The 22,941-nt window shown below is 62.0% G+C and carries 19 protein-coding genes and 2 pseudogenes; 9 read left to right on the forward strand and 12 right to left on the reverse strand.

The window, feature by feature from the left end; all coding sequences use genetic code 11:
* Window positions 1-218: 218 nt before the first annotated feature.
* The 3 genes and pseudogenes from NKH80_RS21365 to NKH80_RS21375 all read right to left on the reverse strand — a co-directional run bounded on the left by NKH80_RS21365 (window position 219) and on the right by NKH80_RS21375 (window position 2,242).
* The gene (locus NKH80_RS21365) at window positions 219-1,130 is read right to left on the reverse strand and encodes a fatty acid desaturase (protein ID WP_352505749.1); all 912 of its coding nucleotides are present in this window, start codon (window positions 1,128-1,130) and stop codon (window positions 219-221) included.
* 43 nt (window positions 1,131-1,173) lie between these two features.
* Window positions 1,174-1,589: pseudogene (locus NKH80_RS21370) on the reverse strand (hypothetical protein).
* Window positions 1,590-1,666: 77 nt separating this feature from the next.
* Entirely contained in the window at window positions 1,667-2,242 is a 576-nt protein-coding gene (locus tag NKH80_RS21375) for a DUF4893 domain-containing protein (protein ID WP_352993312.1), read from the reverse strand.
* Between the two features lie 121 nt (window positions 2,243-2,363).
* On the opposite strand from NKH80_RS21375, the gene NKH80_RS21380 reads away from it, so the two are divergent.
* Entirely contained in the window at window positions 2,364-3,287 is a 924-nt protein-coding gene (locus NKH80_RS21380; protein WP_352993314.1) for an NAD-dependent epimerase/dehydratase family protein, read from the forward strand.
* Between the two features lie 8 nt (window positions 3,288-3,295).
* On the opposite strand, the gene NKH80_RS21385 is transcribed toward NKH80_RS21380, so the two are convergent.
* A complete protein-coding gene (locus tag NKH80_RS21385; RefSeq protein WP_254818173.1) occupies window positions 3,296-3,925 on the reverse strand; it encodes a DUF1638 domain-containing protein in 630 nt (209 codons plus the stop codon).
* 64 nt (window positions 3,926-3,989) lie between these two features.
* On the opposite strand from NKH80_RS21385, the gene NKH80_RS21390 reads away from it, so the two are divergent.
* Complete coding sequence (locus tag NKH80_RS21390) at window positions 3,990-4,130, forward strand: entericidin A/B family lipoprotein (RefSeq protein WP_023676507.1); 141 nt, start codon at window positions 3,990-3,992, stop codon at window positions 4,128-4,130.
* Between the two features lie 82 nt (window positions 4,131-4,212).
* Here the strand turns inward: NKH80_RS21390 and NKH80_RS21395 are convergent, their stop codons facing one another.
* Window positions 4,213-4,911 (reverse strand): cobalamin B12-binding domain-containing protein, encoded by a 699-nt coding sequence (locus NKH80_RS21395; RefSeq protein WP_023676506.1) that lies wholly within the window; start codon window positions 4,909-4,911, stop codon window positions 4,213-4,215.
* A 310-nt stretch (window positions 4,912-5,221) separates the two neighbouring features.
* Between NKH80_RS21395 and NKH80_RS21400 the strand changes: the two genes are divergently transcribed.
* The 5 genes and pseudogenes from NKH80_RS21400 to NKH80_RS21420 all read left to right on the forward strand — a co-directional run bounded on the left by NKH80_RS21400 (window position 5,222) and on the right by NKH80_RS21420 (window position 10,819).
* Entirely contained in the window at window positions 5,222-6,796 is a 1,575-nt protein-coding gene (locus NKH80_RS21400) for a trimethylamine methyltransferase family protein (RefSeq protein WP_254818174.1), read from the forward strand.
* An 89-nt stretch (window positions 6,797-6,885) separates the two neighbouring features.
* On the forward strand, window positions 6,886-7,602 hold the full coding sequence (locus NKH80_RS21405; RefSeq protein ID WP_352993316.1) for a hypothetical protein: 717 nt from the start codon (window positions 6,886-6,888) through the stop codon (window positions 7,600-7,602).
* 58 nt (window positions 7,603-7,660) lie between these two features.
* Window positions 7,661-8,068 (forward strand): annotated as a pseudogene (locus NKH80_RS21410) (dienelactone hydrolase family protein); the annotation flags it as partial.
* 67 nt (window positions 8,069-8,135) lie between these two features.
* Window positions 8,136-8,696 (forward strand): RNA polymerase sigma factor, encoded by a 561-nt coding sequence (locus NKH80_RS21415; protein ID WP_352993341.1) that lies wholly within the window; start codon window positions 8,136-8,138, stop codon window positions 8,694-8,696.
* A 2-nt stretch (window positions 8,697-8,698) separates the two neighbouring features.
* The gene (locus NKH80_RS21420; RefSeq protein ID WP_352993318.1) at window positions 8,699-10,819 is read left to right on the forward strand and encodes a vWA domain-containing protein; all 2,121 of its coding nucleotides are present in this window, start codon (window positions 8,699-8,701) and stop codon (window positions 10,817-10,819) included.
* Window positions 10,820-10,969: 150 nt separating this feature from the next.
* On the opposite strand, the gene bmt is transcribed toward NKH80_RS21420, so the two are convergent.
* Both bmt and NKH80_RS21430 read right to left on the reverse strand, forming a co-directional pair.
* Window positions 10,970-11,986 (reverse strand): betaine--homocysteine S-methyltransferase, encoded by a 1,017-nt coding sequence (gene bmt / locus NKH80_RS21425; RefSeq protein ID WP_352993320.1) that lies wholly within the window; start codon window positions 11,984-11,986, stop codon window positions 10,970-10,972.
* An 88-nt stretch (window positions 11,987-12,074) separates the two neighbouring features.
* Window positions 12,075-12,917, reverse strand: a complete 843-nt coding sequence (locus tag NKH80_RS21430; protein WP_254818179.1) for a helix-turn-helix domain-containing protein — start codon at window positions 12,915-12,917, stop codon at window positions 12,075-12,077.
* A gap of 229 nt (window positions 12,918-13,146) precedes the next feature.
* Between NKH80_RS21430 and NKH80_RS21435 the strand changes: the two genes are divergently transcribed.
* On the forward strand, window positions 13,147-14,157 hold the full coding sequence (locus tag NKH80_RS21435; protein ID WP_352737204.1) for a fatty acid desaturase: 1,011 nt from the start codon (window positions 13,147-13,149) through the stop codon (window positions 14,155-14,157).
* Window positions 14,158-14,240: 83 nt separating this feature from the next.
* Window positions 14,241-15,041, forward strand: a complete 801-nt coding sequence (locus NKH80_RS21440) for a phosphate/phosphite/phosphonate ABC transporter substrate-binding protein (RefSeq protein ID WP_352993322.1) — start codon at window positions 14,241-14,243, stop codon at window positions 15,039-15,041.
* Window positions 15,042-15,047: 6 nt separating this feature from the next.
* On the opposite strand, the gene NKH80_RS21445 is transcribed toward NKH80_RS21440, so the two are convergent.
* The 5 genes from NKH80_RS21445 to NKH80_RS21465 form a co-directional block, all read right to left on the reverse strand.
* Complete coding sequence (locus NKH80_RS21445) at window positions 15,048-16,361, reverse strand: M24 family metallopeptidase (RefSeq protein WP_352993343.1); 1,314 nt, start codon at window positions 16,359-16,361, stop codon at window positions 15,048-15,050.
* A gap of 25 nt (window positions 16,362-16,386) precedes the next feature.
* Window positions 16,387-17,964: an ArnT family glycosyltransferase gene (locus NKH80_RS21450; RefSeq protein ID WP_352993324.1), complete on the reverse strand. Its 1,578-nt coding sequence runs from the start codon at window positions 17,962-17,964 to the stop codon at window positions 16,387-16,389.
* A gap of 88 nt (window positions 17,965-18,052) precedes the next feature.
* Window positions 18,053-20,626 carry a GcvT family protein gene (locus NKH80_RS21455; RefSeq protein WP_352993326.1) on the reverse strand — a complete coding sequence of 858 codons (2,574 nt, stop codon included), beginning with the start codon at window positions 20,624-20,626 and terminating at the stop codon, window positions 18,053-18,055.
* The gene (locus NKH80_RS21460; RefSeq protein WP_352993328.1) at window positions 20,623-21,084 is read right to left on the reverse strand and encodes an endonuclease domain-containing protein; all 462 of its coding nucleotides are present in this window, start codon (window positions 21,082-21,084) and stop codon (window positions 20,623-20,625) included. The genes NKH80_RS21455 and NKH80_RS21460 overlap by 4 nt, the downstream gene beginning before the upstream one ends.
* Window positions 21,085-21,242: 158 nt before the next feature.
* Complete coding sequence (locus NKH80_RS21465) at window positions 21,243-22,820, reverse strand: trimethylamine methyltransferase family protein (protein ID WP_352993330.1); 1,578 nt, start codon at window positions 22,818-22,820, stop codon at window positions 21,243-21,245.
* Between the last annotated feature and the right edge of the window lie 121 nt (window positions 22,821-22,941).

Here is a 22,941-nt window from a genome sequence, read left to right on the forward strand (position 1 = left end):
AGAGCGCCGCGCGTCCAATCGAACGCACAAACGATGCTCTACCATCTAACTCCGCTGCATCGTGCCCTCCAAAGATCGATTCCGATGTTTTGGGCCAATGCAGTGGTTTCGAGCATTGCCGGAAGCGCTGTTGGGCTGCTTGTTATGGGACGACGCGGGGGCCTTCAAAAGCGACGCAATCGACGGCCGCGGTTGAAAGCGGAGTCTTTCAGCACAGGTCAGCCGGCGCGGCCATCGAAGCTGCCGACCAGCTTCCTGTGGAAACGCACGTAACCTCGTTCGGTCGTGCCTAGATGCTCCGCGACGATCTCATGGAAGCGCGGCAGGCGGTGGAAGGGAACGGCCGGATAGGAATGGTGCTCCGAATGGTATGGCATGTTCCAGGCCACGAAGCGCACCAGCCTGTTGGTGAAGGTGGTGCGGGTGTTCTCGAGCATGTTGGCGACATGCGGGCACAACGCGTGCTCGGCCAGCAGGTAGGCCCGCAAAAACGGCTGTCCTACCAGCACCGGCACGATCCAGACCCACAACAGCAGCGCCGACTGTATGGTGAGAGATGCGGCCAGCAACACCGCATAACCGATAAGGAACAGCCGTGCTTCGGCAACCACCTTGCCGCGACTCTTTTCCGGTACGAAGCCGTCGCGATTGCGGCCAGCCGCATTGGTTGCGACCACGCGGCCCATGGCGATCCAATAGGGGCCGCCCGACAGATAGCGCAGATATTGGCTGACGGTCTCCGGCTTCGGCGCCCTCAGTTCGGGGTCGTTTTCGGGGTCGTGCGTATGGCGGTGATGGGCGAAATGGAAATAGCGGAACCATGCCGGCGGCAGCAGGATCAGGAAGCCGGCCACGGCGGCAACAGCGCGATTGAGCCACGCCGTCCTGAACGCCGTTTCATGGATGGTCTCGTGCAGCGGCGTGAAGAAGAAGACGATCAGGATTCCCTGCGGCAAGACGAGAAGCGGCCAGAACGGGATGCGGGCGGCGATCAACGCGCCCAGCAGGATAACCAGCCCGCCATGGGCGGCCAGCCGGAAAATGCCTGGCCGGTCAAGCCTGGCGGTGAGGTCGCGACGGTCCTCGACCGAAAGGCCGGCAATGATGGTGCGGTGATCGATGTCGCTCATGATGCAATGTTAGCGGCGGGTGGGCATCCGGTAAATCGGCGCGTCACCAGACGCCGTTCGTTATCCCGGTCCAGAGATAGGACCAGACCGTCGGGTGATACCATTGTTTCGAAGGCAGGCCGGGCTCGACCGTGCCGAGCTTGCCGGCCAGCGCATCTCTGACCGCCTCGACGCAGATGTCGCGCGAGAACGCCGCCTGCCGCAACGCGTAGCTTGAAATTGTGTCGCCCGGCTGCGGTTTTGCCGGGTCAGCATCATCGTGCCGAGTTGACCGATGGCCGAGGCCCAGCCTTGCCGTCGCGCCCGTCCGAGAAGCAATTGCTTTTTGGATTCAGGTGCTTCGAGGATAACACTGACCGGCCCGAGTTGATCGGCGACCGCGTTGACGATCGCCCAGATATGCGAGCCGCCTTCGGTGACGACGACGATCGGTCGTTGGTTTGGTTTCGACCGTGCCATGGTTCGCGACCTCCGCAAAGACCTGTTCTTTGCGCGCGAATGCTAGGCTGACCGGGTTAACCCTTGGTGATCGGGGCTCAGGGCTTGAGTTCGAGGATGTCGAGCTTCGATTCGTAATAGGGCGCCGGGAACTCGATGCGCCATTCGCTGGCGCTGTTGCGGAAGGCATAGCCGACCTGATCGCTTTCCGGGCCGCTGCCGTAGGGCTTTGCCGGATCGTCGTTGACGTAGAAGGAACCAAGATAGATCGCGCGTTTCTCGCCATCGTCGAAGAAGCGGCCCTTGGTGCGCTGCGAGCCGGTGATCTTTTCCAGTCTCCAGCCTGAACCGTCGTCGCTCACCTTGCATTTGAACCAGCCATAGATGACGAGCGGGCTCAATCCGCCAGCCTTGATGGTGCGGCATTGCCAGTTGCCGGTCAGGTCGTTGTCGGAGAAGGAAACCAGCGGCTTTGCCAGCAAGGCGTCGAGCTGCTTGACCTCGGCTGGATCGCCGGCCTTCGCCTCGTCAAGCGCTGCCTTGCGCGTCTCGCCATATTTGTCGAGCCGCGCCTTGTCGGCAGCCGTTATCAACTTCTGCACCTCGCCGTCGGCGAACGCGGGCATGGTCAAGCAGAGAACAGTTGCTGCGGCAAACATGAGGCGAGCGATCATCGGTGGCGTTTCCCTGTTGATGGCTGGAGCAGCCCGTTTTCTTGTCTGACGCATACCTTAATGTTTTGCCACGTTCTGTCATCCGTGCTTGGGCATCGACAGCGGAAACGAGGTGGAAAGAATGCGGATCCTGCTGACGGGATCGTCGGGCTGGCTAGGCAGCGCCTTGGCACCGCGCCTGCGGGCCCTCGGCCATGACGTCACCGGCCTCGATCCCGTTCCGTCTTCGGAAACTCCAATCGTCGGCTCAGTCGCCGATCGCGACCTGGTCATGCAGGCGGTCGAGGAGAACCGCATCGAGGCCATCATCCACAGCGGCGCGCTGCACAAGCCCGACATCGAACGTTATCGCAACGAGGATTTCGTCGAGACGAATGTGCGCGGCACGCTCAACCTGCTCGATGCGGCCGCTGCATTCGCGGTTCAGCGCTTCGTGTTTACGTCGACGACATCGCTGATGATTTCCGAGGCCATACGCGCCGGTTTCACGGGAAGCGCGCGCAAGGCGGCATGGCTGACGGACGACATTTCGCCGGAGCCACGCAACATCTATGGCGTCACCAAGCTTGCCGCGGAACATCTTTGTCGCCTTTACCAGCTCCAGTTCGGCCTTCCGTCGATCGTACTGCGCACCGCTCGGTTCTTTCCCGAAGCAGACGATATGGCGCACGTGATCGAACAGTCGGACGCCAACACCAAAGCCAATGAGCTTTTGTTTCGCCGGCTGACGGTGGAGGATGCTGCCGATGCCCATATCGCTGCCTTGGAGAAAGCACCGCAATTGGGCTTCGACATCTTCATCATTTCGGCACCGACACCGTTCCAGCCCGAGGATTGCGCGGCATTGATCGCCGATGCACCCTCGGTCGTCGCACGCTATTTTCCGGATTATCCGGCACTCTACGCGAAGAAAGGCTGGACGATTTTTTCGTCGATCGACCGGGTCTACGATGCGTCGCGAGCGAGGGACCGGCTGGGTTTCGTCTGCAAGACGAGCTTTGCCGATGTGCTCGCCGGGCTCGAAGCTGAAGAAGGCCTTGCCTAGAAGTACCGTCAAGCCAGGATTGCAGCGCTGGCCAGTTCCTTCGTCAGGTCACCATAGCCGGTCGAGCGCCGCTCATAGGCGAGACCGAGCATTTTCGCCGCCTTTTCGGCGACCTTGTCGAGTTCCGGGTCGTCAGTCTGAGCGATATAGATCAGCTTCTCGTAGTTGCCGAAATAGTCCTTGATCAGCTCCGGGTGCTTGTCCAGGCCGAGCGGCTTCATGAAGAAGGCATCGAATTGCCGGCAGAGGAAATCGGTCATGTAGAACGACATCATGTCATCATCGGCGACCTTCGCATAGGTATCCATGCCCTGGTAGAAAGCAAAGCAATGCGGCCCGGCCATGCGCTCGACGCCATGCTTCTCGCAGATCCGATCGAGCAAGCCACCCGTGCCGCAATCGGCATAGCCGACGAAGATGTGTCTGTAGCCGTCGGTCTTGGCCTTCTCGATTGCCTTGTCCATGGCCGGCGCGATGCGGTCCGGATAGAAGTGGAACTCCGCTGGCAGGCAGGTCAGGTCGAGATGGTCGAGCCCAAGCTGCTCCTTGACCGCCAAAACCTCGCGCGCAATCATCCCGCAGGCGATGACGAGCAGCCTGTCGCCCTGATCGGATTGTTGTTTTCGCGCGGTAGTCATGGAACCAGTCTAATCCATCTTCGTTGCTGTCCAGCGAATTTATATGCTGAGGGAGACACCATTCATGAAATTGTTCCGCGTTGCGCCAATCGCTATTCTCGCCTGCGCCTTGGCTGTTTCGGCCTGCGCCAACACGGTGCGCGGCGTCGGTAAGGATATCAAATCCACTGCTAAAGCTGTTGACGATACCGTCAAGAAACCCTGATCCGCACGGCTCTAAACATTTGGGAATAAAAAAGCCGCACTGCAAGGCGCGGCTTTTCTCGTTGGTGCCGGACTTATTGACCTCAGGCCGAAGCGCGGACGTTGTGCTTGCGCTTCATGAAGTCCTTGGCGGTCTCGACCGCCACCGCGGCGTCGCGGCAATAGGCGTCGGCACCGACGGCTTTGCCGAATTCCTCGTTGAGCGGCGCACCGCCGACCAGCACAACATAGTCGTCGCGAATGCCCTTTTCCTTCATCGTATCGATGACGACCTTCATGTAAGGCATGGTCGTCGTCAGTAGCGCTGACATGCCGATAATGTCGGGCTGGTGCTTTTCGATGGCATCGAGATATTTTTCGACCGCATTGTTGATGCCGAGGTCAATGACATCGAAGCCGGCGCCTTCCATCATCATGCCGACCAGGTTCTTGCCGATATCGTGGATGTCGCCCTTGACGGTGCCGATCACCATCTTGCCCTGCTTTGGCGCGCCAGTGGCGACAAGCAGCGGACGCAGGATGAACATGCCGGCCTTCATCGCGTTGGCCGACAGCAGCACTTCGGGAACGAACAGGATGCCATCGCGGAAATCCTCACCGACGATGCGCATGCCTTCGACCAGAGCCTCGGTCAGCACCTTGTAAGGCGCCCAGCCGCGCTCGAGAAGGATATTGGTGCCTTCCTCGATTTCTTCCTTCAACCCGTCATAAAGATCGTCGTGCATCTGCTGCACCAACTCGTCGTCGGAGAGTTCCGAAAGGATGATCTCGTCGTCGGCCATTTTTTCTCAGGCTCCTTGCCGGCTACAACTATCGCGGCAGCTTAAAAAATATCGCGCCAATACCTAACCCGCATGGGCCGGTTGTCCATAGCTGATTTGCGACTTCCCGCAAAACGAAAGCGACCGTAAATCTCTTGGAATTCTTGTCGATTTTGCGACAGGCGTTGGCGCTGGCGGGCCGTTTCGAATAGGGTGCATGGCTACGATCCGGCCAGAGACCGCAATATGCGGCCGCAAACGGATTTCAGGCCGGTACAAGAGCCCGGCCGGAGTAAATCAAGGCCAGAACGAAAGCCAGGGAAGAACGATTATGAGTGAGAACGCGCCGGTCGATCAGGAAGCGTCAAACGCGCGGCGCGGACGCGCTGCCAGCGGTGGCGCCGCAGCCCGACGGGCTGCACGTTCGGGCGGCGGCCCCGGCACACAGCTCACCTATATCAAGCGCAAGATCAACGTCTATGAAGTGCTGGACGAGGAAGGGCTGGCGCTGATCGAAAAGAACACCGACACGGTGCTGGAGGAGATCGGCATCATCTTCCGCGACGACGCCGAGGCGCTAAAGCTTTGGAAAGAGGCGGGCGCCGACGTCAAGGGCGAGCGGGTGCATTTCCCCAAGGGCCTCTGCCGCTCGCTGTTGAAGACCGCTCCGTCCGTCTACACCCAGCACGCTCGCAACGGCGAGCGCTCGGTGCAGATCGGCGGCAACGCGACAGTGTTCGCGCCAGTCTATGGACCGCCCTTCGTGCGCGATCTCGACGGCGTCAGGCGCTATGCGACGATCGAGGATTTCCGGAATTTCGTGAAACTCGCCTATATGGCGCCGTCGATCCACCATTCGGGCGGCACGGTTTGCGAGCCGGTCGACGTGCCGGTCAACAAACGGCATCTCGACATGGTCTACAGCCATATCAAATATTCGGACAAGCCGTTCATGGGCTCGGTGACCGCGCCCGAGCGCGCCGAAGACACGGTGGCGATGGCCAAGATCGTGTTTGGTGACGATTTCGTCGAGAACAACACGGTGCTGACCAGCCTGATCAATGCCAACTCGCCGATGGTCTTCGACGAGACCATGCTGGGAGCGCTGAAGGTCTATTCGCGCCACAATCAGGCCTGTATCGTCACGCCGTTCATCCTTGCCGGTGCGATGAGCCCGGTGACGGTCGCCGGCACGCTGACACAGGTTTTGGCCGAGGTTCTGGCCGGGGCGTCGTTCACACAGCTGATCCGGCCGGGTGCGCCGGTGCTGTTCGGCACCTTCGCCTCGTCGATCTCGATGCAGTCGGGCGCGCCGACTTTCGGCACGCCGGAGCCGTCGCTGGTCTCGTATGGCGCCGCACAGCTTGCCCGCAGGCTCGGCCTGCCGTTCCGCACCGGCGGTTCGCTCTGTGCTTCAAAAATCCCCGATGCGCAGGCCGCCTACGAGAGCGCCAACACGCTGAACTCGACGATCCTCGCCGGCACCAATTTCGTGCTGCATTCGGCCGGCTGGCTCGAGGGCGGTCTCGCCTCCTGCTACGAAAAGTTCATGATGGATATCGACCAGCTCGGCATGACGCAGAAGTTCTCCGAAGGCGTCGACCTGTCGGAAAACGGCCAGGCGATGGACGCCATCCGCCAGGTTGGCCCGGGCAGCCATTATCTCGGCTGCGATCACACCCAGGCCAATTTCCAGACGGCATTCTATCGTTCCAACATTGCCGACAACAATTCTTACGAGCAATGGCTGGCCGAAGGCGAAAAAACCGCCCCGCAGCGCGCCAACGAGCTCGCCCGCCGCTGGCTGGAAAGCTACGAGGCGCCGCATCTCGATCCGGGTATCGACGACGGGCTGAAGGACTTCATTGCCAGGAAGAAGGCGTCGATGGCCGACGCCTTCACCTGAAAGGAGCCCGAATCAGGCGGGGCTAAAGTCGCCAACATCATCCACAAGGAAGTCTGGCGGAGCGCCTTCTCCGACCCGGACAAGAAGGGATGATCCTCGAGCGCAGCATGGTCGAAACCATCGCGGCGGCACTTTCCGCACACGGTCTCGTGCTTCGCGGCGGCTTCAATTTTGCAGGCGCTGAGAAGGCGCCTTCCGATCTCTCCGGCGCTACCGCCAAATCCGTCCTGCTGGTGGGGCAGGCGGGTGCCGCACCTTGGCCGCACTTTATGCACTGGTTGGAGAAACGGTCACAGCCGATCGACGATCCGCTCGACAGATGGTCGCGCGAAGTGATCGGCGCGGTGGCCGGAAAATTAGGGGCGCGCGCTGTGTCGCCGTCCGACAGGCCTTATCTGCCATTCCAGCAATGGGCGATGCGTGCGGAGGGGTTGAAGCCGTCACCGCTCGGCATTCTCATGCATCCGCAATATGGGCTCTGGCATGCCTATCGCGGCGCGCTGCTGTTCGAAGACGAAATTGCGCTCCAAGAACCCCGCGACATGATTCACCTTTGCGACACATGTCTGGAAAAACCCTGCCTGAAATCCTGTCCGGTAGAGGCTTATTCTGCGGATGGTTTTGCACATGAAGCCTGTCTGGCGCATGTGCGCGGGCAAAACGGCGAGCCCTGCCGGACCGGCGGCTGCCTTGATCGCAACGCCTGTCCTTACTGCACCGACTATCGCTATCCGGCCGAAGTTCAGGCCTTTCACATGGCAGCTTCGCGCGTCTGTAGCGTCGCCGAATGCCGCACGAAATCTTGAAGCAGATCGCCTCACTACAGCTTGCGGCGACGGTCACCGCCGGTATCTATCGCACGTCGGGCCGGTCGGCATTGTCGGCTGCTGCATGGGTGGAGCGCGGGCACTGAACGCAGCGGCCAGCTATCCCGGCCGCATCGTTGCCGCGGCCAGTTTCCACGGCGGCAATCTGGCTGGTGACGCCGCCGACAGTCCGCACCGGAAGGCCGCTTCGCTCAAGGCAAGGGTTTATATCGGTACGGCCGGCACTGATCGCAGCTTTCCGCCCGCGCAAGCCGCGCGGCTGGCCGAAGCGCTGCGCGCGGCCGAGGTCGACCATGTCATCGAGAACTATGCCGGCATGGCGCACGGCTGGTGCGTGCCGGACCACAGCGCCTTCGATGCAGCCGGCGCCGAGCGCCACTGGAAGCGGCTGACGACGCTGTTCGCGGAGACGCTCGGTCAGGGCACGCCAACCGTTACGACGTGACGGCGCGCCAGAAAATTCTTTCCATCGCCCCAAGGAACAGCCATTAGCCTTCGTCCAACAGGCAATGATGGCGATGATGCTGGACGAAAGCGAAGCCTCCGACGCTGAACTGATCGGGCGGGCGAAGGGCGGAGATCGGGGTGCTTTCGGCAAGTTGCTCGAAAGGCACTACGGTTTCGTCTATCGCGCCGCCTATCGCTGGTGCGGGAAAAAGGCCGACGCCGAGGATATCGCCCAAGAAGTCTGCGTCCGGCTTGGCCGGGCGATCCGCGACTATCATGGCAGCGGCGTCTTCACGACATGGCTCTACGCTATGACGCTGAATGCGGCGCGCGACATGATGCGCAAGACCGCCCGCGAGACGGTCAAGACCGATGCCTATGGCGCCTATGTCCTGATTTCGGGGGAAATCTCGGCTGAGCCGGAAGACCCGGCCGAGGCGCTCTGGGCGGCGGTGCGCAAGCTGCCGGACAAGCAGCGCGACGCGGTGCTGCTGGTCTATGGCGAAGGGCTGAGCCATGCAGCCGCCGCCGAGGCGATGGCGATCTCGGAGACGACGGTTTCCTGGCACATCCATGAAGCGAAGAAACGGCTGAAGACGCTGATGCGTTCAGCCGGGGAAGTGTGACCATGGTCGACGACAACGAACTCAACAAACTGCGCGACATCGCGGCACCGGCGCCGGACGCGGACGCAAAGGCGCGTGCCCTCCAGGCCGCGCTGCGCGCCTATGACATGGAAGAAAAAACTTTACCGGCCGCCCAAGGATCGGCAAGCGGGCTTCGTCTCACAGAGCGAGCACAAAGGCTCTGGAGCGAAATCATGCAAAAGAAACTCTTCGCCACGCCGGCCATCGCCGGGCTCGTTGCCCTGCCGATCGCCGGATACGCTGCCATGTACATGCTTGGGGAATCCACATTCAGCGGGCCCGAATTCGGCGGGGACGACAAGATCACCGAGACACTGGCCGACAAGCCGGCGGCCGTCAAACCGCCGGTCGTGGCCGAAGCAGACAAGCAGAAGAAGGCGGACGCCGACAGCGAAAGCCGTAACGCCGGCGAGGCGCTTGTGGCGCCGACATCGCCGCCGAAAGCGGAATCGACCGCAGTCGGCGGGTTGACCCAGCAGGACGTGCTCACCCGCAATGCTCCCGAACCGGCGCAGAGTGGCGAGTTTGTGCTGAATGGCGGCACCAGCACCGCGGCTCCGGCCGTCGATGGCGGCGCGCGGGTCGGACGCATGCCTGGCACGGTTGCCGAGCCCAAGCTGATGGCACAGCAGCCTGCCGCTGCGCCGGCCGACCAGATGCTGCCGCAAGAGGAAAACCGCGATCGCATCGAGAATTTCAAGACCAATCCGGTGCATGCCGCGCTGGAAGATCCGGTCTCGACGTTCTCTATCGATGTCGACACCGCTTCCTATTCCTTCGTGCGGCGCTCGCTGAAGGAAGGTTTTATTCCGCAAGCCGATACGGTGCGCGTCGAGGAGATGGTCAACTACTTCCCCTATGACTGGAAAGGCCCGGACTCCACCTCGACGCCGTTCAACTCGACCGTCAGCGTCATGCCGACGCCATGGAACGAACACACCAAGCTGATGCACGTCGCCATCAAGGGCTTCGACGTGAAGCCGGCCGAGCAGCCCAAGGCCAATCTGGTCTTCCTGATCGATGTGTCGGGCTCGATGAACGAGCAGGACAAGCTGCCGCTCCTGCAGTCGGCCTTCCGACTGCTGGTCAACAAGCTGAGACCTGACGACACGGTCTCGATCGTCACCTATGCGGGCGATGCCGGTACCGTGCTGGAGCCCACCAAGGCTTCGGAAAAGGACAAGATCCTCGCTGCCATCGACAATCTGACATCGGGCGGCTCGACGGCAGGCGAGGCCGGCATCAGGCAAGCCTACCGGCTGGCGCAGAAATCCTTCGTCAAGGACGGCATCAATCGGGTGATGCTCGCCACCGACGGTGATTTCAATGTCGGCCAGACCGACGACGACGATCTGAAGCGGCTGATCGAAAAGGAGCGCAAGACAGGCGTATTCCTGTCGGTGTTCGGCTTCGGCCGCGACAATCTGAACGATCAGATGATGCAGACCATCGCCCAGAACGGCAATGGCACCGCTGCCTATATCGATACGTTGGCGGAGGCCGAGAAGGTACTGGTCGAGGATGCCTCCTCGACACTGTTCACCATCGCCAAGGACGTGAAGATCCAGGTCGAGTTCAACCCGAACAAGGTTTCGGAGTACCGGCTGATCGGCTACGAGACCCGCGCCTTGAATCGCGAGGATTTCAACAATGACCGGGTCGACGCCGGCGAGATCGGCTCAGGCCATTCGGTCACAGCGATCTACGAAATCACGCCTAAGGGCAGCGGCGGCGAACAGATTGATCAACTGCGCTATGGCCAGGCCTCGGTGAACAATGGCGGTGTTGCCAATGCCGACGAATATGCCTTCGTCAAGATCCGCTACAAGCTGCCGAACGAGGACACTTCAAAGCTGATCACCACGCCAGTGACGTCAGCCAACGAGGTGGCGTCGTTCGACCAGGCCAGCACCGACCAGCGTTTTTCCGTTGCCGTTGCTGCCTTCGGCCAGAAGCTGCGCGACGAGGATGCGACCGCGAAGTTCGGCTACGACAAGATCATGCAGATTGCCACCGCCGCCAGAGGACCCGACCCGTTTGGATACCGGTCCGAGTTCCTCTCGCTTGTGCGCCTTGCCTCGGCGCTCGGCGGTAACCGGTAGTGGCAATGACCGCCGGTTTCTTTCAGATGGGATCGTTCTGATAGGGGGAGCCGGCCTACGGGCGGGTGAGGCAGGCCGGCGAGGGAAACCTTGCCGGCCTTTTTTTCGCGGCCGCACTGCTTCGCGCGGACCATGTCGCAGACGAAAGCGTCAGGCGCGTCCGCGGCGCCGCTCGCGGCGGGCTTCGCTGGTCTCGGCGACGTTGACCGTAGCCTGCTTGTTGCGCATCGGGCCGATGCGTTCGACGATCTGCTCGACGGTCGGGCGATCCGACTTGGTGTGCGCATCGAGCGCCTTGCGCATGGCGGCAAGGTGCTGGAACGAGGTACCGCAGCAGCCGCCGACGATCTTGGCGCCGGCATCGACGGCTAGGCGCACATAATCGGCCATCAGCTCGGGCGTGCCCGAATAGTAGATCTCGGCACCGCGAAATTCGGGAATGCCGCAATTGCCCTTGACGATCACCGTTGCTTCCGGCTTCGCCTCAGTCATGTCGAGCAGCGAGGCGAGAATGTCGGAGGCGCCGACGCCGCAATTGGCGCCGACACCGAGCGGCGTCTGCGACAGGCCATCGACGACGCCGTAAATGTCCTTTGGCAGCAACCCCATCATGGTACGCCCGGCGGTGTCGAAGGAACCGGTATAGGTATACGGCAGGCCGACGCGGATGGCGGCTTCGGCGGCAGCGCGGATCTCGTCGGGCGCCGACATGGTCTCGATCCAGGCGACTTCGGCGCCGCCGGCCTTCAGGCCTTCGATCTGTTCGGCAAAGGCCTCGACCGCCTCATCATAGGTCATGGCGCCGAGCGGTACCAGCAACTCGCCGGTCGGGCCGACCGAGCCGGCCACGATCACCTTGCGGCCTGCCTTTTTTGCAACGGCGCTTGCGATCTCGGCGGCGCGCTTGTTCAGCGCATAGACCCGGTCCTGCGCATGGTGCAGCTTGAGCCGATGGCGGGTGCCGCCAAAAGAGTTGGTCAGGATGATGTCGGCGCCGGCATCGACAAAGTTCTGGTGCAGGCTGGTGATGGTGTCGGGAGCGGTCTCGTTCAAGAGCTCGGGAGCCTCGCCGGCCTCAAGGCCCATGGCGAACAGATTGGTGCCGGTGGCGCCATCCGCGAGCAGGACGCCCTTTTCGGCAAGCAGCGCGTCGATCGGATTGGTCATTGTGGAATACGCCTTCCCGGAGAATAATTGAGATAACGATATAAAGAATTCTTTATGTGACGTCAATGTCGGCGCGGGAAACAACCGGTCAAAATCGCATCTCCGCCAGCTTTCGTGTGAAGCTGGCCGCCTCATGCGCGTTGACGTCCGCGGCACGGATCAGATTGTCGAAATGGCTGGTCAGGATGCGGATCGGCTGCGTGGCGTTCAGCACCAGATACATGTCGCCGACGTAAATGGCAGCGCGATAAGGTCCGAAGATCGTGTAGGGGATCGAATAGCGCATCCGCCCGTCATAGAGAAACAGGCGGAAGGTGGGATAGAGGTCGTCGAGCAGTGTCGCCATGTGCAGGAGTTGCTGGTGGCGGTCGGCTTCCGGAAAGCGGTCCCACACGCCCAGCCCGCGCGCGAAGATCTCCAGCGTGTGGCGCGGCATACAGACTTCCATGTCGGTTTCGGGCCGTCGGTTGTAGTCGATGCGGTACTGCGTTTCGCCGGCCTGTGCCTCGCGGCTCTTGTTGGCGATGACGGCTTCGTAGTCGACAAGCGCCTCGGTGCGCAGAAGATCGGGAATGCCGGCCGGCACGTAGCGGATTTTCGTTCCCGCCGCCTCGGCATGCCAGCGAGCCAGCAGCGTGCGGTCGAAGCCGTCCGGCGCCTCCTCGATCTCAAGGCTCTCGCGGATTTCACCGGTGACGCCCTCGTCGTGGCTGAGGCCGAGCAGCCAGTCGAGCGAGACTTTGAATTCGGCGGCGATGTTAAGCAGCGTTTCAGCACGGGGAAGGCGGGTCGAGCCGCCGGAGAGCAGCTGCGACAGTGCCGAACGGTCGATGCCAACCGCACCGGCGAACGCTGACTGGTTCAAATCGGACCTTGTCAAGAGCATTTTCAGGCGCTCGCGAAAGATCGTCGACAGGTCGCGTTTGTCCAAATCGCCGTCCCACTCGATAGGAGGAAAAATTTGCGCTGAAACCCGCGAGCGCGGAGCTTCCGGCGTAAATGAATCCGGTTCGTTGTTTACAATGCATAACATATGCAGCTGAAAATGCGCAATCGCAGCAGTTTGTGCGCTTTATCGCGTTGCCCCGATGCAACACTCCTGACACAATGCTGTAAGGAATCAAACGGGTTCCGGCGACTGGAAGGCAGTGGTCGATAGCATGACGAGCATGGGCAATAGGCGACACGGCGCGGCAGCCATCGAATGGCCGACCGTATTTCTCGCACTTCTCTGCTACGGCGGCTGGCTCGCTGCCGGCTTTCTGCTCTGGCCATCCTACCCGCTGCTGGCGCTCGCCTTTCTGACCCTGATTGCGACGCTGCAATCCTCGCTGATGCACGAGGTCCTGCACGGCCACCCAACCCGGAACGCGCGGCTCAACGAAGCATTTGTGTTCCTGCCGATTGGCCTTGTCTGGCCGTTTCGCCGGTTCAAGACCATTCACCTGCGCCACCATGCAGACGAGCGCCTGACCGATCCGCTCGACGATCCCGAAAGCTATTACAAGGCGCTCTGGCAGCACGAGGGCCTGCCGTCGGCGATGAAATTCCTGCTGAAGATCAACAACACAATGCTCGGCCGTTTCGTGCTGGGCCCTTGGCTGTCCTGCATAGGCTTCTTCATCGACGACGCCAGGCAGGTTGCCGCGGGCGACAAGGTCGTCCGCAAGGCCTGGCTGCTGCACGCTATCGGCCTCGCCATCGTGCTGCCCATCGTGCAGTTCGGCTTCGGCATGCCATTGTGGCTTTACGTTCTGGTGCCGGTATGGCTGGGACAATCGCTGATTTCGATCCGCACCTACGCCGAGCACCAATGGTCGGAACATCCGGAAGGCCGCACGATCATCGTCGAGCGCTCGCCGCTGTCCTTCCTGTTCCTCAACAACAATCTACATTTCGTCCATCATAAGAGCCCGACGGTGGCCTGGTACAGGCTGCCGAAACTGTTTCGCGACCGCCGCGACGAGTGGCTGCGGATGAACAATGGCTACGCCTATCCGAACTATTTCGCGTTGCTCAAGGCCTATGCCTTCAAGGCGAAGGAGCCGGTCGTCCATCCCGTGCTGCGGCGCATGCCGGAACCGGGACGCGCATTCAAGCCGCGTGTCAGGGCACGCAGCCTCAATGGGCTTGGCAGCGCACCGGTACCCGCCGAGCCGCCGAAAGAGTGAATTTTGCGTTGTTGCAGGCGGTTCCGCGCGGACGACGCTTTCCTGAACTTGTCAACTTCCCGCATAACGGTCAAATCCCCGACATGAGCGAATTCGTTGCGGCGTTGCCGATGTATGACTGGCCGGAAGCGCGGGACGAAGTCGACGCGCAGTGGGCGCGGCTGCGCGATGCTTTCCGGCAAAAGGGCATCGACGCGCCGGAGGCTATCACGCGTCGCAACCGCGACCTGCCACCCGTGCCTGGCGGTGTTCGCGACACCGCCGGAAAGCTGACCGTGCCCGACCCGGCAACATTGCCGCCGGACGAGCTGGACTTTCACGCGGTCTGGCTGCATCCCACGTTGCTCTTTGCGCAAAGCTGCTGGGGACCGATGGAACTCGGCCTGTCGCAGCATGTCCAACTGGTCGGCCAGCCGCGCTATGACGCATTCGAGGGCGGACAGGGCGAGCTTTATTCGAGCGCCATCGTCATGCGAGCCGGTGAGTCATCACCGGTAGCATCGCCGGCAGACGGCAGCGCCTTCATCCCGCTCGATCTGCTGCGCGGCAAGCGCTTCACCTTCAACAGCCTCGATTCCATGTCGGGCATCATTGCACCGGCAAGCGACGTGGAAGCGTTGGGCGAAAGCCTGGAACTCTTTTCCGAGCAGAGCGAAAGCGGTGGCCACCGCGCTTCGATCGTCGCCGTTGCCGAGGGCAGGGCGGATGTCGCGGCCATCGACTGCGCGAGTTGGGCGCTGGCGCAACGTTTCGAGCCCGCGGCGCAGAAGGTGACGGTGGTCGGCTGGACAAGGCGGCGCAAAGGCCTGCCGTTCATCACCGCCAAGACAACGCCGGAAACGATCATCGCTGCGATGCGCGAGGCGATCGCGGCGCTCACATAGAGAGACTCAGCCGCCAAGCAGCCGCGCGTCGAGCGGGTAGGTCGAAAGCTTCTCGTTGCCGGTCTCGGTGATCAGGATCTGTTCCTCGATCTTGACGCCCTCATGGCCGCCAAGCCTGCCGATATAGCTCTCGACGCAAAGCACCATGCCGTGCTCCAGCACGCCGTCCGGAGTGTCGTCGGTCCAGTCGCTGGCATGCGGCAATGTCGGGTATTCGTCGGCAAGGCCGACGCCGTGATAGAGCACCCCGTAACGGGCCGGGAAGCAGTCTCCCGGCGGCACCGACGAGCGCTCGACGAGGTCGCGGAACGACATGCCCGGCCGCATCAGCTCCGTGTTGTGGGCGATCTGGTCGGCGGCGACGCGGAAGAGGTTGCGCTGCTCCTGCGAGGGCGGCGCGTCACCGCAAAGCCAAGTGCGCGAAAGGTCGGCGCAGAAGCCGTAAGGACCGATCAGGTCGGTGTCGAAAGCGACGAGCTCGCCGGCCTCGATCGTCCGCGACGAACACTCCTGAAACCATGGATTGGTGCGCGGACCTGACGACAGGAGCCGGGTTTCGATCCATTCGCCGCCGCGCGCGATGTTGCCGCGATGGAGTTCGGCCCATAATTCGTTCTCGGAGATGCCAGGCCTCAGCGCCTGCTCCATCTCGCCCATCGCCGCCTCGCAAGCGACGATCGCCCGGCGCATGGCAAGGATCTCGTCGGGTGATTTTATTAGCCGCGCATTTTCCATCACCGCCTCGCCATTGCCGGCCCAGATGCCGAGACGGGCGAGCTCTTCGATGCCCTCGGGATTGATGTGGTCGACTGCGATGCGGCGATTGCCCCCGCCGTGTTCCAATACCAGCTCGGCGATGCCGGCTGCCCAGCGGCGGACTTTTTGACCGGTCAGCTCGCCGCTGTAGAGGTAAGCCCACGACACCGCCGGCCGCACCTCGTCGACGACGCCGGAATGGTCGGAAAGGTGCTCGCAGGAGAAATAGTCGAACAGCACCACCGGGCCATCGGTGGCGACGAAACAATGCCTGGTCCGATTGTGTGCGACCCAGAGCTGCATGTTGGTCGCATCCGTGGCATAGCGGATGTTGACCGGATCGTAGAGCAAGGCTCCCGCATAGTCGCGGCGCTTCAGCTCGGCGCGGATGCGCTCGAGCCGGTATCGGCGCATGGCGGGCAGGTCAGGGGCAGCAATTCCCGCCGCCTGCCATTCGGCTTCCGCCAGCGCTCCATAGCCCAGCGCATGCTGGTTGAGTTCAGCGGCCTTCAGCCGCGATTTTTTGCGCAGCACATCGTTCGAGCCGTCCGGCTCGAACGGCATGATCTTGCGGTGATGACGGGGCCGGTCAGTCGGGTTCCTGTCCACCGTCGGCTCCTCCGCTAACGCCTTCTTTTGGCGCCGTGGCTCCTCCCACCGCCATTCTCTTCAATCTTACATAGGCGCCGGACCGGGTGGACTTGTCGGTGCCACGCAACAGCGAAACCATCATTTGCCGCGGCTGGCCGTCCGGCTCATAGCCGGCCGCTTTGAGCTGCTCCAAAATGACCGGACGCGGATCGTCGCGGTCAAGCCAGACGAGTACGGCCGGCTCCTGCATCAGCATTTCGAAATTAGGCACTTCCTGGTCAAGTGCGACCAGTTTTTCGTCGACCAGCCGCAGGTTTCCGACCCATGCACCATCAGATATTGCGGTTTTGACCGGTCCGTCCGCAGTCAGTTGGCGATAGAGGGCCGGGTAATCCACGCGGATCATCCGCGACAGACCACTGGTCCCGTTTATCTGGACGTACCAGGTGGCGGGCGCGAGGAGCACGGCGATGATCGCTCCAGCCGCGATTACCAGGAGCTGCGCATTCCTGCCGCGCGGCGTCAGCCGTTCCATAGTGGCGACGATGGCCGGCGGCAACATGAACAGGACCGGTAGCAGCCAGCGATCCTTGACCACCGTCACGCCGGTGGCCAGTACAAGTATCGCAAGCATGGCCAAGCCGAGCGCCAAGGTACGCCGCAACAGAATTTCCCGAGCCGGACCTTTCGGGTGCCACTCGGAGAAACGAAACCCGGCCAGCCCGAAAGCCAGCGCGGAGACGAGCACCGGCAAGACCGCGAAATTGAAGGTTCCCATGATAAACTTGCCGGCACCGACAAGAGCCGCCGCCATGCGCCCTCGTTGCGAGTCTATTCCGAACTTCTCGCCTCTCGACAATAAATCGGCGGGATGCATGAGGCTCCAATAGGTGGTTGGCGCCAGCACCAATATCGCGACCGCTATGCTGATGGCGAACTTCGGATCGAAGATTACGCTGCGCCATTCGCGCAGCGACAGCACTGCAGCAACAAGGGCCACCACGAGGAAGACATCATTATATTTGGCAAGAATTGCGGCCGCCGTGGCCAAGCCAAACGCCGCATAGGCGACCATGCTTCGCCGCTCGAGAAGATAGGCCATGGCAAGCAGGAGCAGCGAGCAGAAGGCGACGACGGCGACGGAATGCGACAAGGCGCGCTGCGATTCCCAGACGATCTGCGGGATCGTAAACAGGCCGAACATGGCCGCCGCCGCTGTCGCTTTGGTGTAGCCAAACCGCCGCATGGCGGCGAACACGCTGCAGGCGGCGAGGAACAGCACGGAGTATTTGACGAGCTTCAGCGTGAAGATACTGGTGCCGAAAACATGCGCGGCCAGCCAGTTGATCCAGGTGTAGAGGGGTGGTTGCGAGCCGCCATATCCCGCCCAGAGATACGGTATATAGATCAGCTGCTCCGCATCATCGATGCCGACGCCGGTTCCCGCCCAAGAGCTCAACAGGGACAGTATGATGGTCTGCAAGGCGAAGTAAGCCGCGACCATGACGATCGCCGCCGGGAACGGGCCGATCCGTCCCTCGGCCAGCCACTCGGCCCATCTCAGATTGTACTTCAATGAAATCTCATCGCCCTTGCCAGCAGAGTGTTGCCGGCTGCGCTAGCATGAAGAGCATGCTCCGCACAATGCGACCGGCTGGCTGCGCCTACGTCCTCATCTTTTCGCCGCTCGGATCGAACGGCGGTTGGACATTGATGCGTGCGGGACGCCGGTGGCCAAGGATTTCGATCTCGAACAGGCCGGCGCTCTCGTTCTCGGCAAGCGCTGCCGGTACATAGCCTTGCGCCATCGACTTCTCGACATAATGCGCATAGCCGCCGGACGTGACCCAGCCGACCACGCGCCAGTCGCCGTCGACAATGCCGCGCACGGCAGACGCGCCTTCGGCAGCGTTCGAGCCGCGCACTTCCTTGCCGCCCGCGTCGAAGCGCGGCGCGCCATAGCCATGCGGCTTTTCCACGGTGCCGTAATCCTTGCCGCCGATCTTGGCCCAGATCGGCTCGTCGCCCATGACGTCGGCATCCGCGGCATCGACGATGAAGGAAACGCGGCGCAGCTTCGGCCCCGCCGCCTGCTCCCTGGCCGCTGCCTCCCGGCCGATGAAGTCGTTCTTCTCCAGCTTGATGAAACGGTCCATCGAGCCTTCGAACGGCCCGTAGATCGGACGAAGTTCGCGGAACCAGGTAGGAAAATTCTTCTCGAGCCGCATCGACAGCAAAGCGCGCATGCCGAAATCGACAACGCCCAACTCTTCGCCGGCCTCCTTGATCGCCTTGTAGACCAGGCGCTGGTAGGCGGGCGCCATCCAGATCTCATAGCCAAGGTCGCCGGTGTAGGTGATGCGGTTGACCATGCAGGGCGCGCCGCCGACGGCCATTTCGCGGAAATCCATGAAGCGGAAGGCCTTGGTCGAGATGTCGACATCGACCAGTTTCTGCAGCAGGTCACGCGATTTCGGCCCGGCGATCGACAACCCGACCAGCGTCTGGTCGAAGCGGTGGATGCGGATGCTTCCATCCTTCGGCAGATGCTTCTCGAACCAGCGCATGTGGTATTTCTGCGCTGCCGAAGAACCCCAGATCATGAAGCGTTCTTCGCCCGCCTTGGCGATGGTGAAGTCGCCGATCAGCCGGCCGAACTCGTTCAGCATCGGTGTCAGCACGATGCGGCCGGTCTTCGGCATGCGATTGGTCATCAGCCGGTTGAGGAAGTCCTCGGCCCCTGGTCCGGAGACTTCGTATTTGGCGAAGTTGGCGATCTCGGTGACGCCGACCCTCTCGCGGGTGGCTCGCACTTCCTCGCCGATCGGGCCAAAATCGTTGGAACGGTGGAAGGACACGATGTCCTTGGGCTCAGAGCCTTTCGGCGCGAACCAGAGCGGGGTTTCGAGCCCCCAGCTGTCGCCCATGACGGCGTTGTTGGCGAGCATGGTGTCGTAAAGCGGGGTCGTCTGCGCCGGTCTTGCCGCCGGCAATTCCTCGTTGGGAAAGCGGATGGAGAAACGGCGCGAATAATTTTCGCGCACCTTTGCATTGGTGTAGCGCAGCGTTGCCCATTCGCCGAAGCGCGCAACGTCCATGCCCCAGACGTCGAAGCCCGGATCGCCATGGACCATCCAGTTCGACAGCGCGAGACCGACGCCGCCACCCTGGCTGAAGCCGGCCATGACGGCGCAGGCGCACCAGAAATTGGTCAGGCCCTGCACCGGGCCGACCAGCGGGTTGCCGTCCAGCGCGAAGGTGAAGGGACCATTGATGATCTGCTTGATGCCGGCCTTCTCGATGCCGGGGAAATGCTTGAAGCCGATCTCGAGCGACGGCGCGATGCGGTCGATGTCGGGCTGCAGCAGCTCGTGGCCGAAATCCCACGGCGTGTTGACCGGCGACCACGGCTTGCAAGCCTTTTCATAGGTGCCGAGCAGGATACCGTTGCGCTCCTGGCGGGTATAGATCTCGCCCTTGAAATCGAGCACGCCGATCATCTCGCGGCCGGTCGACTTGTTGAATTCCTCGACCTCCGGCATCGGCTCGGTCAGGAGATACATGTGCTCCATGGCCAGCACCGGCAGTTCGACGCCGACCATGCGACCGATCTCGCGCGCCCACAGGCCGCCGCAGTTGACGACATGCTCGGCTTTGACCGTGCCTTGCTCGGTGACGACGTTCCAGGTGCCGTCGACCTCCTGCGTCAGTTCGACGACGCGGTTGCGGAGCACAATCTCGGCGCCCAGCTTCCTGGCGGCCTTGGCATAGGCGTGGGTGGTGCCGGAAGGATCGAGATGGCCCTCGACCGGATCCCACATGGCGCCGACGAAATTCGTCTCGTCCATCAGCGGGAACATCGCCTTGGCTTCGGACGGCGTGATCAGTTCGGTATCCATGCCGAGATAGCGGCCCTTGGCGTGGGCGAGCCGCAAGAAGTCCATGCGCTCGGGCGTGTCGGCCATCATCACGCCGCCGGTCAGGTGCAGCGAGCAGGATTGGCCGGAAATCTCCTCGATCTCCTTGTAAAGCTGCACCGTATACGCCTGCAGCTTGGCGACGTTGGGATCGCCATTCAGCGTATGGAAGCCGCCCGCCGCATGCCAGGACGAGCCGGAGGTGAGCTCCGAACGCTCGATCAGCAGGATGTCGGTCCAGCCAGCCTTGGCCAGATGATAGAGCACCGAGCAGCCAACGACCCCGCCGCCGATGACAACCGCTTTTGCATGAGATTTCATGAAGATAGTTCCGTTTTTGAAGAGATTGAATCGAGTGAGCGGGGCGCGAAAACAAAGCGGAGGTCGAATACAGCGATGTTTTCGGCCAGCCTGCCATCAAGCGCGGCAAGAATGGTTTCACAGACGGAAGTACGATGTTTCAGGACGTCATGGTTCCAAAGACGCAGGATCGAATAGCCTTGGGCGCGCATGAAATCATCGCGGCGGCGGTCATATGAACTGTCGGCGTGCTGTTGTCCGTCGATTTCAACAACAAGCCATTTTTCGCGGCAGACGAAGTCTGCAAAAAAGGCGCCGATGGAGAACTGACGCGTAAAGCGATAGCCGCCAAGCTTGCGCGCCTTTAATTCAAGCCAGAGCAGTGCTTCCGCCTGATTGCCTGCTTGCCTAAGTTTTCGTGCTCGCTCGGTTGTACCTATTTTGCGGCGACTACGCGTTTCATGAACGGCTTCCCCCACTCCGTCGCTGCTTCGCAGCGCCACCTCTCCCCCCTCCGGAGGGTGAGGACGGGGGCGGGCGGTAAAACGGGCGCCCCCTGCCTCACCCCGGGCGAGCGGGGGCGTGGGGCCGAGCCAAGCTCGACGGAGCGGGGGTCGACTGTTCATCAAACCAATGATCAGAAATCGGTCGGCGCGCCGCCTTCGGCCCGGCGCTTGTCGACGAAAGCGTTGAGCTCCTCGCGAATTGCCGGGTCCATATAAGGCTCTTCATAGGACGCCAGCCGTTCCTTCCACACGCGATTGGCCTTTTCGAGTGCGGTCGGCGATCCGGCCTCAACCCAACTCTCGAAATTGCGCCAGTCGGAAATGATTGGCGCGTAAAACGCGGTCTTGTAGCGGTCCTGCGTGTGCTGGGTGCCGAAGAAATGGCCGCCGGGGCCGACCGATTGGATGGCGTCGAAACCGAGCGCTTCCTCGGAAAGATCGAGCGGCGTCAGGAACTCGGCGACCATCTGCAACAGGTCTATATCGAGGATGGTCTTTTCGTAGGAGCAGCGCAGGCCGCCTTCGAGCCAGCCGGCCGCATGCATCATCAGATTGCCGCCACCCTGGATGGCGCCCCACAGCGAAAACACGCTTTCATAGGCGGCTTGCGCATCGACCGTGTTGGCGGCGCAGGTGTTGGAGGTGCGGTAGGGGATGTTGTAGCGGCGGGCGAGCTGGCCGCCGACCAGCTGCGCCTTCATATATTCCGGCGTGCCGAAGGCCGGCGCGCCGGACTTCATATCGACATTCGAGGTGAAGCCGCCGTAGCCGACAGGCGCGCCCTTGCGCACCATCTGCGCAAAGGCGATGCCGGACAGCGCCTCGGCATTCTGTTGCACCAGCGCGCCGGCAATCGTCACCGGCGCCATGGCGCCGGACAGGGTGAAGGGCGTCACGATGACCACCTGGCCCTTGCTCGACATCTGGATGATGCCTTCCATCATCGGCACGTCGAGCTTGAGCGGCGAATTGGTGTTGATGATGGTGAATACCGACGGCTCTGCGAGCAACTGCTCATGGCTGATGCCGCGCGCGATCCTGGTGATCTCGATGCCGTCGACGTTGCGCTCCTTGCCGAGCGAATAGATGTGAAACATCTTGTCGGTCAGCGTGGCGAGGTCACGGATGCATTCGAGGTGGCGTACGGACGGATGGATGTCGATCGGCTCGACCGGATAGCCGCCCGTGCAGTTCAATATGTTGTGCATCTGCGCAAGCTTGAGGAAGTTGCGGTAGTCCTGCTGGTTGCCTGGCCGGCGGCCGCGGTCGACGTCTGAGCAATTGGGTGCCGACGCCATCATCGAGATGATCAGATTATCGCCGCCGAAGCGCACATTGTGCGTCGGGTTGCGGGCGTGGATGGTGAATTCCGGCGGGCAGTGCGCTACCAGTTCCAGGATCATGTCGCTGTCGAAGCGCACCCGCTCGCTGCCTTCGCGGACATCGGCGCCATGCGCCTTCATGATGCGCCGGGCTTCGTCATGCAGCACGTCGACGCCGATTTCCCGCAGCACGCGCAGAGAGGCGAGGTGAATTGATTCCAGCTCGTCGTCGGAAACCAGCCGGGTCGGCGTCAGCGGGTTCTTCAACTGCCGAAACGGCGGCTGCTCAAACGTCGTCGATCCGCCGGCACGCTTCCCCGCGCGGCCGCCGCGACGGGCGCGGTCGTTTGCCAGTGCCGGTTCGGCGGGCTGAAGGGCGGCGGTCATAAGAGTCCTCGTACGCTGCGGCAATGCGGCGGCATAATGGACCGCCGGCCGTCCGGCCATTGCGGAGGCGGCGACCACTAGGGCGAGGGAAGCGACATGCCCTGGGGGCAGCCGGCTGGAT

It is taken from the genome of Mesorhizobium sp. M0904 (genome assembly GCF_040319475.1).
In the GTDB taxonomy this organism is placed as follows: domain Bacteria; phylum Pseudomonadota; class Alphaproteobacteria; order Rhizobiales; family Rhizobiaceae; genus Mesorhizobium.

What these genes read in the sequence shown, in the direction of transcription:
- NKH80_RS21365 (WP_352505749.1), bottom strand. Translation starts at nt 1,130, where the DNA reads ATGAGCGACATCGATCACCGCACCATCATTGCCGGCCTTTCGGTCGAG.
- NKH80_RS21375 (WP_352993312.1), bottom strand. Translation starts at nt 2,242, where the DNA reads ATGATCGCTCGCCTCATGTTTGCCGCAGCAACTGTTCTCTGCTTGACC.
- NKH80_RS21380 (WP_352993314.1), top strand. Translation starts at nt 2,364, where the DNA reads ATGCGGATCCTGCTGACGGGATCGTCGGGCTGGCTAGGCAGCGCCTTG.
- NKH80_RS21385 (WP_254818173.1), bottom strand. Translation starts at nt 3,925, where the DNA reads ATGACTACCGCGCGAAAACAACAATCCGATCAGGGCGACAGGCTGCTC.
- NKH80_RS21390 (WP_023676507.1), top strand. Translation starts at nt 3,990, where the DNA reads ATGAAATTGTTCCGCGTTGCGCCAATCGCTATTCTCGCCTGCGCCTTG.
- NKH80_RS21395 (WP_023676506.1), bottom strand. Translation starts at nt 4,911, where the DNA reads ATGGCCGACGACGAGATCATCCTTTCGGAACTCTCCGACGACGAGTTG.
- NKH80_RS21400 (WP_254818174.1), top strand. Translation starts at nt 5,222, where the DNA reads ATGAGTGAGAACGCGCCGGTCGATCAGGAAGCGTCAAACGCGCGGCGC.
- NKH80_RS21405 (WP_352993316.1), top strand. Translation starts at nt 6,886, where the DNA reads ATGATCCTCGAGCGCAGCATGGTCGAAACCATCGCGGCGGCACTTTCC.
- NKH80_RS21415 (WP_352993341.1), top strand. Translation starts at nt 8,136, where the DNA reads ATGGCGATGATGCTGGACGAAAGCGAAGCCTCCGACGCTGAACTGATC.
- NKH80_RS21420 (WP_352993318.1), top strand. Translation starts at nt 8,699, where the DNA reads ATGGTCGACGACAACGAACTCAACAAACTGCGCGACATCGCGGCACCG.
- bmt (WP_352993320.1), bottom strand. Translation starts at nt 11,986, where the DNA reads ATGACCAATCCGATCGACGCGCTGCTTGCCGAAAAGGGCGTCCTGCTC.
- NKH80_RS21435 (WP_352737204.1), top strand. Translation starts at nt 13,147, where the DNA reads ATGACGAGCATGGGCAATAGGCGACACGGCGCGGCAGCCATCGAATGG.
- NKH80_RS21440 (WP_352993322.1), top strand. Translation starts at nt 14,241, where the DNA reads ATGAGCGAATTCGTTGCGGCGTTGCCGATGTATGACTGGCCGGAAGCG.
- NKH80_RS21445 (WP_352993343.1), bottom strand. Translation starts at nt 16,361, where the DNA reads ATGCCGTTCGAGCCGGACGGCTCGAACGATGTGCTGCGCAAAAAATCG.
- NKH80_RS21455 (WP_352993326.1), bottom strand. Translation starts at nt 20,626, where the DNA reads ATGAAATCTCATGCAAAAGCGGTTGTCATCGGCGGCGGGGTCGTTGGC.
- NKH80_RS21465 (WP_352993330.1), bottom strand. Translation starts at nt 22,820, where the DNA reads ATGACCGCCGCCCTTCAGCCCGCCGAACCGGCACTGGCAAACGACCGC.